Source organism: Rhodanobacter sp. GW835-FHT13D09 (assembly GCF_058793995.1).
Window position 1 is genome coordinate 231,416 of the sequence record NZ_JBXAGL010000004.1, and the last position, 13,052, is coordinate 244,467.

Below are 13,052 nucleotides of genomic sequence, written 5' to 3' on the forward strand. Positions count from 1 at the left end.
AAACTACAGTATTTAATCAATATGAATCAATAGTTTAGGACGATGTCCTGGTAGACCTGAAAAGCATCCCGCGCGCTGTCGAAAAATTGATCAGCGCAGCCACGGCGGAACCGGCGGCGGCGGCCGGTGCCGGCCAGCGCTGCAACAGCGGGAAGCCCACCAGCAGCAGGGCGTAAACCCCGTAATTGACCACTGCGCCAAGGCTCATCAGCCCCAGCCAGTGCAACCATTCGGCATGTGCCGCGCGGTTGCTGCTGCGTGCGGCAAAGGTGTAACGGCGGTTCCACCACCAGGTCACCGTTGCCGCGACCAGGAACGACAGCATGCGGGCCAGATAGGGATTCCAGGCGGCCCAGCCAACCAGCGCCTGCACGATACCGGCGTCGACCAGCAAGCCCAGCACGCCACCCACGGCGAACAGCGCGATCTCGCGCGGGAGTTTCATCATCCGAACATGGCCTGCATCGCCAGGCTGTTTGGCCGCTCGATCACGCCGCGCTCGGTCACGATCGCGTCGATCAGTTCCGCCGGCGTCACGTCGAATACCGGATTCCAGGCCTGTGCACCCTCGACCACGACGCGACGACCGGCGATACCGAGCAGCTCGGCCGGGTCGCGCAGCTCGATCTCGATTTCCTCGCCGCTGCCGGTGGCCATGTCGACGGTGGAGGAAGGTGCCACCACCATGAATTTCACGCCGTGGTACTTCGCCGCGATCGCCAGCTGGTAGGTGCCGATCTTGTTCGCGGTATCGCCGTTCGCGGCGATCCGGTCGGCGCCCACGATCACCCACTGCACCGCGCCGGATTTCATCAGGTACGCGGCGGCGGAATCGGCGATCAGCTGTGCCGGGATGCCGTCGCGCACCAGCTCCCACATGGTCAGCCGCGCGCCCTGCTGCCACGGCCGGGTTTCGCCGGCGTAGACCCGCGCGATCCGGGCCGCCGCCACGCCGGCGCGGATCACGCCCAGCGCGGTGCCGTAGCCGGCGGTGGCCAGCGAACCGGTGTTGCAATGGGTCAGCACGCCCGAACCGGCGGCAATCAGGCTGGCGCCCGACTCCCCCATCCGCCGGTTCGCGGCCAGGTCTTCATCCTGGATCGCCTGCGCCTCGCGCCGCAGCACGTCGGCGTCAGCGCCGGTGGCGATGCGCCGTTTCATCCGGTCCAGCGCCCACATCAGGTTTACCGCGGTGGGTCGCGCGGCGCGCAGCATGGCCAGCACCGGTTCCAGCGGCACGCCCTGCTGCGCCGCCATCGCCACGCCCCACGCGGCGGCAATGCCGATCGCCGGTGCGCCGCGCACCGCCAGGTCGCGGATCGCCTGGGCGACCTGCGCGGCGTCGCGGCAGTCGATCCAGCGCTCCTCGCCGGGCAGCACGCGCTGGTCGAGCAGGCGCAGGTGATCGCCCTGCCACTGCACGGCGCGGATGGAATCGTGGGTGTCGGTGGATGCGCTCATCCATCCATTATCGCCTGCCGCGTGCGTATTTCACACGGCAGGCGCGGGGACGGTTCAGTCGCGCTGGCGCAGCCACTGGTGGATTGCCGGCGGTACTTCGCGTTGCGCGCGGCCCGACACGTAGATGCCGATGTGCCCGCCCTTGAACGCCAGCTGGGTGTAGTCGGTGCTGCCGACGTGCTTGCCCAGCGCGCGCGACGCATCCGGCGGCACCAGATGATCCTGCTCGGCGAAGATGTTCAGCACCGGCTGGGTGACCATGCCCAGATCGACGGCCTGGCCGCCGATCTCCAGCGTGCCCTTGACCAGCTTGTTGCCCTGGTAGAAATCCTTGATGAACTGGCGGAATGCTTCGCCGGCCTGATCGGGCGAGTCGAAGATCCAGCGTTCCATGCGCAGGAAGTTCTCCAGTTCGACCGGGTTGTCGAGGATGTCGACCAGGCCGATGTACTTCTGCTGGTTCAGCCGCAACGGCTTCAGCGTGAGGTAGACATAGTTCATCAGCCCGGCCGGGATGTTGCCCATGGTGTCGACGAACAGGTCCACGTCCATGTTGCGGCACCAGCCCGACAGCATGTTGTCCGGTGTGTGGAAATCCACCGGGGTGACCATGGTGACCAGGTTCTTCACCTTGTCCGGATGCAGCGCGGTGTAGCACAGCGAGAACGCGCCGCCCTGGCAGATGCCGAGCAGGTTGACCGCGTCCAGCCCGTGCCGCTCGCGCACCGCATCCACGCAGCGGTCGAGGTAGCCGTTGATGTAATCGTCCAGGGTCAGCCAGCGATCGGCGCCGTCGGGGTAGCCCCAGTCGATGAGGTAGACGTCCTCGCCCTGCTCCAGCAGGTTGCGCACCATCGAGCGGTCGGCCTGCAGGTCGGTCATCCACACCGTGTTGACCAGCGCGTAGACGATCAGCAGCGGGGTTTTCGAGCTTGCCTTGGCGTGGCCGGTGAAGTGCCACACCTTCAGTTTGTCCTCGCTGTAGACCAGCTCGCGCGGGGTGTTCGCGTACGCCGGCTCGTGCATGTCGCGCAGATGGTCCATGCCGGCGGCCAGCTTGCGCTGGAACGTGGCGATGTCGGCCAGCACCCTGGCCGGGTCGATGCTCAATGGAGTTTGCATGGCGGGTCTCCTTACTGCCGCCTGCGCGGGCTCGGAACGGACGCGGCAGCCGGTTTGCGCGCTGCTTTTGCCGGCGCCTTCTTCGCTGCCGCCGCGGGCTTGGCGGGCGTTGCCTTGGCTGTCGCCGCCGCCTGATTCCCGGCAAGCCGGCGCTTCAACGCCGCCAGCTCGCGGCGCATGGCCTGCAGCCGCTCACCGAGGCTCGAGACCTCGCTGCGCGTCGGTACGCCGAGCTGCTGGCAGAGCTGTTCGGTCTGCTGCTGCTGCAGTTTGCGCACGCGCATCTGCGTGTTGACCATCTCGCCGTAGACCTCGCGGAACTCGTCGGACAGCGCGATCTCGGCATAGGCTTGTTCCGAGGCGTCCACCCAGAGGTCGTACAACCCCTTCAACGAATCGATCTGGCGATCCGGCTCGACATGCTGGGCCAGCTTCTCCTGCAGGCGTTGCATCCCTTGCGCGTTGGCGCGCTGGATCAGCTCCTGGTACCGCGCAGACGCCTGCATCGCCTCCAGCAGCGCTGTGGCCAGGACCTGCTGCTGCATCTGCTGCTCGCGGTTCAGGCCGAACGCCGGTGCCGGTCCGTACGCACCCGGCAGGTCGCCGAAACCGCCATGCCGGGTCGCCTGCAGCCAGGACTGCCACTGCCGCGCAAAACCTTCCGCACCAGCGCTGTCGATGTCGCCGAACGCCTGCGCGAACGGCTGGCTGGTGCCGCCGAACATCTGCTGCAGCTGCTGGCGCCAGTCGCTGCCCGGCTGCGGAGCAGCGCTGCCGGCAGCGGCCGCCTGCATCCAGTCGAAGTATCCCTTCAGGCCGGTCAACGTGCGCTCCAGCATGTCGTTGCCGGCAACCGGCGCCGGCGGTGGCGCGAACGGATTCGCCGCAGGCTGCGGCTGGAACTGGCGCGACCAGGCATCCCACGACTGCTGCGCCAGCGTCTGGTAGTCCCTGATGAAATCATTGGCCGGATCGGTCATCGGTGCATCCTCGTGCAAGGTTCCTCGGCATCCTAGCAAAAGCCTGTTGCACAAAATCATCGGCGCCAAAATGCACAAGGCCCGACGTGAGCCAGGCCTTGTGGAATCGCCTTGTCCGGAAACTCAGACGCCGGCGCGTTCTTCTTCGGTCACCGCCTTCATCGACAGGCGGATGCGCCCCTGCTTGTCCACTTCGAGCACCTTGACCTTGACGATGTCGCCTTCCTTCAGCTTGTCGGAGACCTTCTCCACGCGCTCGTCGGAAATCTGCGACACGTGCACCAGACCATCCTTGCCCGGCATGATCGTGACGAACGCGCCGAAGTCCATCAGCTTCGCCACCTTGCCTTCGTAGATGCGGCCCGGCTCGACGTCGGAGACGATCTGCTCGATGCGCTTGCGTGCCGCTTCGCCCGCCTCGCGGTTGACCGAGCCGACGACGATGGTGCCGTCGTCGCTGATGTCGATCGTGGTGCCGGTCTCCTCGGTGATCGAGCGGATCGTGGCGCCGCCCTTGCCGATCACTTCGCGGATCTTGTCCGGGTGGATCTTGATGGTGATCAGGCGCGGGGCGTACTCGCTCATCTCGGCACGGGCGGTGCTGATCGCCTTGTTCATCTCGCCGAGGATATGCAGGCGACCACGCTTGGCCTGGGCCAACGCCACCTTCATGATCTCCTCGGTGATGCCGTCGATCTTGATGTCCATCTGCAACGCGGAGATGCCTTCGGAGCTGCCGGCCACCTTGAAATCCATGTCGCCGAGGTGATCCTCGTCGCCCAGGATGTCGGACAGCACGACGAAGTCTTCTCCTTCCTTGACCAGGCCCATCGCGATGCCGGCCACCGGTGCCTTCAGCGGCACGCCGGCGTCCATCATCGCCAACGAGGAGCCGCACACCGAGGCCATCGACGAGGAACCGTTGGACTCGGTGATCTCCGAGACCACGCGCAGCACGTACGGGAACGCCTCGATCGTCGGCTTGACCGCCTGCACGCCACGCTTGGCGAGGCGACCGTGGCCGATCTCGCGACGCTTCGGCGCACCGAAGCGACCGGCCTCGCCCACCGAGAACGGCGGGAAGTTGTAGTGGAACAGGAACGGATCCTTCGACTCGCCGACGGGCGCGTCGATGATCTGCGCGTCGCGGGTCGTGCCCAAGGTGACGACGACCAGCGCCTGCGTCTCGCCGCGGGTGAACAGCGCCGAGCCGTGGGTGCGCGGCAGCACGCCGACACGGGCGGTGATCGCGCGCACGTCGTCCAGCTGGCGGCCGTCGATGCGCACCTTGGTCTTCAGCACGCTGTCGCGCATGGTGTGGTATTCGAGTTCTTCGAATTCCTTGGCCAGCGAACCGGCCGCCCAGCCCTTCTCTTCAGCCTGCGCCTTGAGCCCGGCCAGCACGTCGGTCTTGATCGCGGCGATTGCGTCGCGGCGCTGCAGTTTGTCGCGCACCTGGAACGCCTCGGCCAGCTGGTTGCCGACAGCACCCTTGACCGCTGCCGCCAGCGACTCGTCACGGGCCGGCGCCTGCCAGTCCCACGACGGCTTGCCGGCCTCGGCGGCCAGCTCGGCGATCGCATGGATCGCGGCCTGCATCTGCCGGTGGCCGAACATCACCGCACCGAGCATCACGTCCTCAGACAGCAGCTCGGCTTCTGATTCCACCATCAGCACGGCGCCGGCGGTGCCGGCGACGACCAGGTCCAGCTGGGAGGTCTTCAGCTCGGTGGCCGACGGATTCAGCAGGTACTGGCCGTTCGCGTAGCCGACGCGGGCAGCACCGATCGGGCCCTTGAACGGGATGCCGGCCAGGCTCAGCGCGGCAGAGGCGCCGAGCAGCGCGGGGATGTCGCCATCGATTTCCGGATCGAGCGAAACGACCTGGGCGATGACCTGCACTTCGTTCTTGAAGTCGTCGGGGAACAGCGGGCGCACCGGGCGGTCGATCAGGCGCGAGGTCAGCGTCTCCTTCTCGGTCGGACGGCCTTCGCGCTTGAAGAAACCGCCGGGAATGCGACCGGCGGAGTAGAACTTCTCCACATAGTCGACGGTGAGCGGGAAGAAGTCCTGGCCTTCCTTCTGCTTGGCGGCGGCCACGGCGGTGACCAGCACTACCGTACCCCCCATGCTGACCATCACCGCACCGGACGCCTGGCGGGCAATTTCGCCCGTCTCCAGTGTGACTTGGTGGTTACCGTACTGGAATGACTTGGTTACTTTTGCCACGTGCTTAATTCCTGATCTGATGGAGGAGTGCGCCCACGGATAGGCGCCTCTTGATCTCTGCGTTCACGGATGAACGCACGAATTACCGCCGGAGGCCGAGGCGTTCGATCAGGGTCTGATAGCGCGCAAGATCGCTGTCCTTCAGATAGCTGAGCAGGCGCTTGCGCTGGTTGACCAGCTTCAGCAGGCCACGGCGGGAGTGGTGGTCCTGCTTGTGTTCCTTGAAATGGTCGGTGAGATGGTCGATGCGGGCGGACAGCAGCGCCACCTGGACTTCGGTCGAACCGGTGTCGTTCGGCACCCGGCCGAAATCAGCAATGATCTTGCCGGTCTGTTCTGCGGTAAGAGACATGAATATACGTTTCCTTGGAAGGCGATGCGAAGCTTGCGCTTGCGTCATCGCGATGACGCAAGCGCAAGCTTCGCCTAGTTGAATGAAAGCGTTGAAATAACTTGTGTATTCTACTGATGGGAACGGTGTTACAACAAGTGCGGCGCGGTCAAACCATGCGAATCCGTCAATCCGGCGGAAGGTTGAAGCCGCGCAGGATCCGCGCGCGCCCCTCGGCGTCGGGTTCCAGCAGCGCCAGCAACGCACCATCGCTGGCGTACGCCACGCAGCGCCCGGTTTCCGCCAGACCCGGCAAGGCGATCTGCTGGCCACGCGAGATCGCCATGCTCTGCGTCTCATCGAGCCGCAATACCGGCAGATCGGACAGACCGGCCGATACCGGCAGCAGCCAGGCCAGCAAAGCCTCGTCGCCCTGCTCCGCCGCCTGTTCCAGCTGCGGCAGGGTGACCATCCGCGGCTCGCGGAACGGTTCGACCCAGATCCGGCGCAGCGCGGTCAGGTGGGCGCCGCAGCCCAGGTCCTCGCCAAGGTCCACCGCCAGCGAACGGACGTAGGTGCCCGAGCCGCACTCCACCAGCAACTGCAGCGTGTCATCGGTACGCGCCAGCAACTCCAGCCGGTACACATCCACTTCACGTGGCGGCACCTCGACGGTTTCGCCGCGACGCGCCTTGGCATACAACCGTTCGCCGCCCTGCTTCAGTGCGGAATACATCGGCGGCACCTGCAGGATGCGGCCGCGCAATTTGGCCAGCGCCGCCTCGATCGCGACCACGTCGAGCTGCGGCACCGGACGTTGCCGGACGAGCTCGCCTTCACTGTCGGCGGTATCCGTGGTGAGGCCGAGCCGGCACTCGGCCAGATAGGCCTTGCGTGCCCCCAGCAGGCTGCCGGCCAGCTTGGTCGCCTCGCCGAAGCAAAGCGGCAACAGGCCGGTAGCCAGCGGATCGAGCGCGCCGGTATGGCCGCCCTTGGCCGCACGCAGCAGCCGGCGCACGGCCTGCAGCGCCTGGTTGGAACTCAGCCCCTGCGGCTTGTCGAGCAGCACGATGCCGTGCAGGTCGCGAAACTGGATGCGCGGCGGACGGCTCATCGGCTCGGCGGTGCCCAAGGGCTGCGGTCAGCCCTGCTTGTCGCCGTTCGGCGGCGCCAGGTCGCGCGCCTGCTGACGCAGCAGCGACTCGATGCGCTCGCCCTTGTCGACCGAATCGTCGTACTTGAACTTCAGCTCCGGCACCCGCCGCATGCGCATGCCGCTGTGCGCCAGCGCGTGGCGGATCTCGTGGCTCATCTCGTTGAGCGCCTTCACCGCCGGCAACCCCTGCTTCGGCAGCATGGTGGTCACCCACACCGTGGCCCAGTCGAGGTCACGGGTGATTTCCACGTCGCACACGCTGGTCGACGGCAAGCCGTGATCGCGCACGGCCGCGTGCACCAGCAAGCCCAGCTCGCGGCGCAGTTCGGCGCCGATGCGGTCGGTACGTTTGAAATCGCGGGAAGGCATGGGGAAAGGCCGGGAATCGAGAATAGGGAATGGGAAGAGCCAAAGCACGCCATGCGGGCAAGGATCGGGAATAGGGACGGCCGCCTTGGCTATTCCCGATTCCCGCGCTGTAACGCCCGAGGGCGTTACAGCGTGCGCGCGACCTCGGTGCGTTCGAAGCACTCGATCTGGTCGCCCGGCTTGACGTCGTTGTACTGCTTCACGGCGATGCCGCATTCCATGCCAGCACGCACCTCGTCGACCAGGTCCTTGAAGCGGCGCAGCGATTCCAGCTCGCCCTCGAAGATCACCACGTGGTCGCGCAGCACGCGGATCGGCTTGTTCCGCTTGACCGAGCCTTCGGTGACCATGCAACCGGCCACGGCGCCGAACTTGGAGCTGCGGAACACGTCGCGGACCTCGGCGGTGCCGATGATGTCCTCGCGCACTTCCATGCCGAGCAGGCCGGTGGCCGCCTGGGTCACCTGGTCGATCACGTCGTAGATGATCGAGAAATAACGCACATCCACGGCGTTCGTCTCGATCACCTTGCGCGCCGAAGCATCGGCACGCACGTTGAAGCCGATCACCAGCGCCTTCGAGGCGGCGGCCAGCGTGGCATCGGACTCGGTGATGCCGCCGACGCCGGAAGCCACCACGTTGACCCGGACCCGATCGTTGCCGATCTGGATCAGCGACTCGCGCAAGGCCTCGACCGAGCCCTGCACGTCGCCCTTGACCAGGATGTTGAGCGTCTGCTGCTCCACGCCCTGGCCCATCTTGGCGATGATGTCCTCGAGCCGGTTGCTCTTGCTGACCATCCGCGTCTCGCGCCGCTTGAGCTGACGCTCCTCGGCGACCTCGCGGGCCAGCCGCTCGTCCTCGACGGCGACGAAGTCGTCGCCGGTTTCCGGCACGCCGGACAGACCCAGCACCTGCACCGGAATGGAGGGGCCGGCTTCGGCCACCTGCTTGCCGGTTTCGTCGATCAGCGCGCGCATGCGGCCGTATTCGACGCCGCAGACCACGAAATCGCCCTTGCGCAGCGTGCCCTGCTGCACCAGCACGGTGGCCACCGGACCACGACCGCGGTCCAGGCTGGATTCGATCACCACGCCGGAGGCGCGGCCGTCGACGACCGCCTTCAATTCCATCACCTCGGCCTGCACCGAGATCGCGTCGAGCAGATCCTCGACGCCCATGCCGGTCTTGGCCGACACCGGAATGAACTGGACGTCGCCGCCCCAGTCTTCCGGCACCACTTCCTGCGCTACCAGGCCCTGCTTGACGTTGTCCGGGTTCGCGCCGTCCTTGTCCATCTTGTTGACGGCCACGATCAGCGGCACCCTGGCGGCGCGCGCGTGCTTCACCGCCTCGATCGTCTGCGGCTTGACGCCGTCGTCGGCAGCCACCACCAGCACCACGATGTCGGTCGACTGCGCGCCACGGGCGCGCATCGAGGTGAACGCGGCATGGCCGGGGGTATCCAGGAACGTGATCACGCCCCTGGAAGTCTCCACATGGTAGGCACCGATGTGCTGGGTGATGCCGCCGGCTTCGCCGGAGGCGACCTTGGTGCGGCGAATGTAGTCGAGCAGCGAGGTCTTGCCGTGGTCGACATGGCCCATGATCGTCACCACCGGCGGGCGCGTGACCTTCTCGCCCTCCAGTTCGATGTTCTGGGTATGCGCCGCCAGCGTCTCCTCGGCGTTGTTCTGGTTGTCGGCCACCGGCGTGTGGCCGAGTTCCTCGACCACCAGTACGGCGGTGTCGTGGTCGATGGTCTGGTTGATGGTCGCCATCACGCCCATCTTGAACAGCGCCTTGACCACCTCGGAGCCCTTGACCGCCATCTTCTGCGCCAGTTCGGCGACGATGTTGGTATCGCCCACGACCACTTCGCGCACCACCGGTGCGGTCGGTCGGGAGAAGCCGTGCGGACCGGTCGGTGTGCTGCCACCGGCACGCGGCGAAAGCTCGCGGCCGCCGCTGCGGGCCGCCTTGCCGCGTTTGCCGCTGGAAGAACGGCGGGCACGATCGGCCTCGCTGAGATGCATCTGGCCGCCGGCGAAACGCTTGCTGGCGCTCTCGCGCCCTTCCTTGTCCCCGATACCTTCGTTGCGCTCGCGAGGATGCTTGGTCTTGCCGCGGCCGCCTTCGGCCGTCGCAGCCGCGGTCCCGTCGCCCGCTGCCGGAGCGGCTGCAGGGGCAGGCGCCACGACCGGCTTGACCAGCTTCTCGCGCTTGCGCGGTTCATGGATGCGCGGAAGGATCATGCCCAGCTCACGCTGGTCGATCCGCTGGACCGACGCGTCCGCCTCGCCGCCGGCGCCTGCCGGCGCCGCCTCGGCGACCGGCGTCTCCGGTGCCGCCGCGACAGGTCCGGCCGTGTCCGGCTCGGCGGCGCTGGCTGCTGCCTCGACCTCGATCCGCGCCTTTTCTTCCTGCTCCCGCTGCTCGTCCAGGGCGCGCTGCTGCGCTTCGACCTGACGACGATGCTCGGCCTCGGCCCGCTCGCGCTCTTCCTGCTCGCGCTGCTGCTGCGATTCATGCAGTTTGCGTACGGCCTCCTCGCGCTCGGGCTCGACGCTGGCCTCCTCGGCGATCACGCTGCGCTTGACGTAGGTACGCTTGGCACGCACTTCGACGTTGACCGTTTTGGCCGCACCCGAGGCGCCGCGGCTGCCCGGCGTCGCCACCTTCAATTCGCCGACCGTCCGCCGCTTGAGGGTGATCTGGCGCGGCGCGCTGTCCTCGACTTCCGCCGCGACTCCGCCCCTGCCGTGCGTGCGGCGCAGGAAGCCCAGCAGTTTCACCTTCTCGGTGCTGCTGATGACCTGCTCCTGGTCGGAGAATTTCATGCCTGCCTCGCCCAGCTGCGTCAGCAGCCTGTCGACCGGCATGCCCAGCACCTGGGCGAGTTGTTTGATCGTGACGTCCGACATCGTGTTCTTTGCTCCGCCGTTCCCGCGCTTATCATCTGTGCGGCACCCACTGCACCGCCACCCCCATCCATGGTGAAAGGCCTCTCATGGCCTTTCTCGGCACGCCCGTCCGGGGCGCCGCCGCCTGCGGTTAGCCGCCCTTCTCCAGCCGCGCGATCATCGGCGCCCGCGCGGCCATGATCAGCGCTGCGGCGCGTTCCTCGTCCATGCCCTCGATATCGATCATGTCGTCCACCGCCAGATCAGCCAGGTCGTCGACCGTGGTCACCTCGCGCGCGGCCAGCGCATAGGCGGTCGCCTCGTCCATCCCTTCCAGCGCGAGCAGCTCGTCGGAAGGCTGATGTTCGTCGACGTCCTCCTCCGCCGCCAGTGCTTCAGTCAGCAGGGCGTCGCGGGCGCGGGCGCGCAGTTCCTCGACGATGTCCTCGTCGAAGCCCTCCACCGCCAGCAGCTCGGCGCTGGGCACGTAGGCGATTTCCTCGATGCTGGAGAAACCTTCCTGCACGAGGATGACGGCGATTTCCTGGTCCACTTCGAGCTTCTCCATGAACAGCGCCTTCGTGGCCTCCTGCTCGGCCTCGCTCTTGGCGGTGACCTGGTCCTGGGTCATCACGTTGAGCTGCCAGCCGGTGAGCTTGCTGGCCAGGCGCACGTTCTGGCCGCCACGGCCGATGGCCTGCGAGAGCTTGTCCTCGGCCACCGCGATGTCCATCGAGTGCTTTTCCTCGTCCATGATGATGGACTGCACCTCGGCCGGCGCCATCGCGTTGATGACGTACTGGGCCTGGTTCTCGTGCCACAGGATGATGTCCACGCGCTCGCCGTTGAGATCGTTGGAGACCGCCTGTACGCGCGAGCCGCGCATGCCGATGCAGGCGCCGATCGGATCGGTGCGCGTGTCGTGCGCCAGCACGGCGATCTTGGCGCGGTCGCCCGGGTCGCGCGCGCAACCCTTGATCTCGACCAGGCCCTGGCCGACCTCGGGCACTTCCAGCTTGAACAGCTCGATCATGAATTCCGGCGCGGCGCGCGACACGAACAGCTGCGGGCCGCGGGCTTCGGAGCGCACCTCGTACAGGTAGCCACGCACGCGATCGCCCACGCGTACCGATTCGCGTGGAATCGTCTTGTCGCGCGGAATGAACGCCTCGGCATTGCCGCCCAGGTCGAGGTAGATGTTGCCGCGCTCCACGCGCTTGACGATGCCGGTGACCAGCTCGCCCACGCGGTCGGCGAACGCATCAACCACCTGCTGGCGCTCCGCCTCGCGCACGCGCTGCACGATCACCTGCTTGGCAGCCTGGGCAGCAATGCGGCCGAATTCGGCGTTCTCGATCTGCTGCTCGATGTACTCGCCCACCTGGGCGTCGGCGCGCTCGTCCAGCGCGTCCATCAGGCGCAGCTGGTACGACGGCGACTCCATCTCGCCGTCGTCGGCGATGATTTCCCAGCGGCGGAACGTCTCGTACTCGCCGGTGTTGTGGTCGATCGATACGCGGATGTCCGGCTCCTCGTCCGGGTAGCGTTTTTTCGCGGCCGAGGCCAGTGCGGCCTCCATGGCTTCGAAAATCACTTCCTCCGGCACGCCCTTTTCATTGGCGACCGCGTCGACGACCAGCAAAAGTTCTTTGCTCATTGCAGCAGCTCCATAAACGCCCTGCGGCGTCCGATCGGTAACTTTTGCGTTCATCCCTGAACGCCGGGATCAAGAGGCGGCCATCCATGGCCGCACTGTTCAATGCTTGTGCGTTCGTCCTTGAACACGAAGATCGCGAAGCAGCCCTCCATGGCTGCACTATTCAATGCTTGTGCGTTCGTCCTTGAACGCGAAGATCACAAAGCAGCCCTCCATGGCTGCACTCTTCAACAAAGCCTCAATCAACCTTCTTCTTGCTAGGCGCCTTGCCGCCGGGCTTGGGCTGCGGCGCATAACCGAGCGCCACCCAGTCCGGCACCACGCGCGCGCTTTCCACCAGCGCATGGTCGAATTCGAATGTCCTGCCTTCGGCTTCCAGCACGATGCGCTCGCCTTCCACCGAAACCAGCTTGCCGCGCAGGCGACGGCGGCCTTCCAGCGGCGCCCTCAACAGCACTTTCACTTCCTGCCCACCGACCCGCGCAAACTGCGCAGCCGTGAACAGCGGCCGATCCAGGCCCGGCGAGGAAACCTCCAGCACGTAATGGCCCGGAATCGGGTCTTCCACGTCGAGCAGGGCGGACAGTTCGCGGCTGGCGGTCTCACAATCCTCGATACCGACTTCGCGGCGCTCGCCGTCGCCCGCTTCCTTGTCCAGCAAGTCCAGATAAACGCGCAGGGTACTCTGCCCGTGCGACGGGGTGAACTCCACGCCGAGGCATTCCAGACCCAGATCGGCCAGGACCCCGCTGAAACGTTGCGCCAGTGCCTGTGTATCCATGGATAGCCTTCCCAGATCACCTGTGAGAACCGCAGAAACAAAAAATGGGCTCCAACGGCCCAT

General features: G+C 66.3%; 11 protein-coding genes. All 11 read right to left on the bottom strand.

Going from position 1 to position 13,052, the window contains the following annotated elements; all coding sequences use genetic code 11:
• Window positions 1-34: 34 nt before the first annotated feature.
• Complete coding sequence (locus tag AC1Q5A_RS08290; protein WP_492700073.1) at window positions 35-445, bottom strand: GtrA family protein; 411 nt, start codon at window positions 443-445, stop codon at window positions 35-37.
• Window positions 445-1,461, bottom strand: a complete 1,017-nt coding sequence (gene mtnA / locus AC1Q5A_RS08295; protein ID WP_492700075.1) for an S-methyl-5-thioribose-1-phosphate isomerase — start codon at window positions 1,459-1,461, stop codon at window positions 445-447. The genes AC1Q5A_RS08290 and mtnA overlap by 1 nt, the downstream gene beginning before the upstream one ends.
• A 54-nt stretch (window positions 1,462-1,515) precedes the next feature.
• The gene (locus AC1Q5A_RS08300) at window positions 1,516-2,583 is read right to left on the bottom strand and encodes a class III poly(R)-hydroxyalkanoic acid synthase subunit PhaC (protein ID WP_492700076.1); all 1,068 of its coding nucleotides are present in this window, start codon (window positions 2,581-2,583) and stop codon (window positions 1,516-1,518) included.
• An 11-nt stretch (window positions 2,584-2,594) separates the two neighbouring features.
• Window positions 2,595-3,563, bottom strand: coding sequence for a poly(R)-hydroxyalkanoic acid synthase subunit PhaE (locus AC1Q5A_RS08305; RefSeq protein WP_492700078.1), 969 nt, complete (start codon window positions 3,561-3,563; stop codon window positions 2,595-2,597).
• A gap of 123 nt (window positions 3,564-3,686) precedes the next feature.
• A complete protein-coding gene (gene pnp, locus AC1Q5A_RS08310; protein WP_492700080.1) occupies window positions 3,687-5,792 on the bottom strand; it encodes a polyribonucleotide nucleotidyltransferase in 2,106 nt (701 codons plus the stop codon).
• Between the two features lie 82 nt (window positions 5,793-5,874).
• Window positions 5,875-6,144, bottom strand: a complete 270-nt coding sequence (gene rpsO, locus AC1Q5A_RS08315) for a 30S ribosomal protein S15 (protein WP_114342474.1) — start codon at window positions 6,142-6,144, stop codon at window positions 5,875-5,877.
• 166 nt (window positions 6,145-6,310) lie between these two features.
• Window positions 6,311-7,237: a tRNA pseudouridine(55) synthase TruB gene (gene truB / locus AC1Q5A_RS08320; RefSeq protein ID WP_492700082.1), complete on the bottom strand. Its 927-nt coding sequence runs from the start codon at window positions 7,235-7,237 to the stop codon at window positions 6,311-6,313.
• Between the two features lie 27 nt (window positions 7,238-7,264).
• The gene (rbfA, locus tag AC1Q5A_RS08325; RefSeq protein ID WP_492700084.1) at window positions 7,265-7,648 is read right to left on the bottom strand and encodes a 30S ribosome-binding factor RbfA; all 384 of its coding nucleotides are present in this window, start codon (window positions 7,646-7,648) and stop codon (window positions 7,265-7,267) included.
• 125 nt (window positions 7,649-7,773) lie between these two features.
• Complete coding sequence (infB, locus tag AC1Q5A_RS08330; RefSeq protein ID WP_492700086.1) at window positions 7,774-10,572, bottom strand: translation initiation factor IF-2; 2,799 nt, start codon at window positions 10,570-10,572, stop codon at window positions 7,774-7,776.
• Between the two features lie 130 nt (window positions 10,573-10,702).
• The gene (gene nusA / locus AC1Q5A_RS08335) at window positions 10,703-12,208 is read right to left on the bottom strand and encodes a transcription termination factor NusA (protein ID WP_492700088.1); all 1,506 of its coding nucleotides are present in this window, start codon (window positions 12,206-12,208) and stop codon (window positions 10,703-10,705) included.
• A gap of 238 nt (window positions 12,209-12,446) precedes the next feature.
• The gene (gene rimP / locus AC1Q5A_RS08340; RefSeq protein WP_492700090.1) at window positions 12,447-12,989 is read right to left on the bottom strand and encodes a ribosome maturation factor RimP; all 543 of its coding nucleotides are present in this window, start codon (window positions 12,987-12,989) and stop codon (window positions 12,447-12,449) included.
• Window positions 12,990-13,052 lie beyond the last annotated feature (63 nt).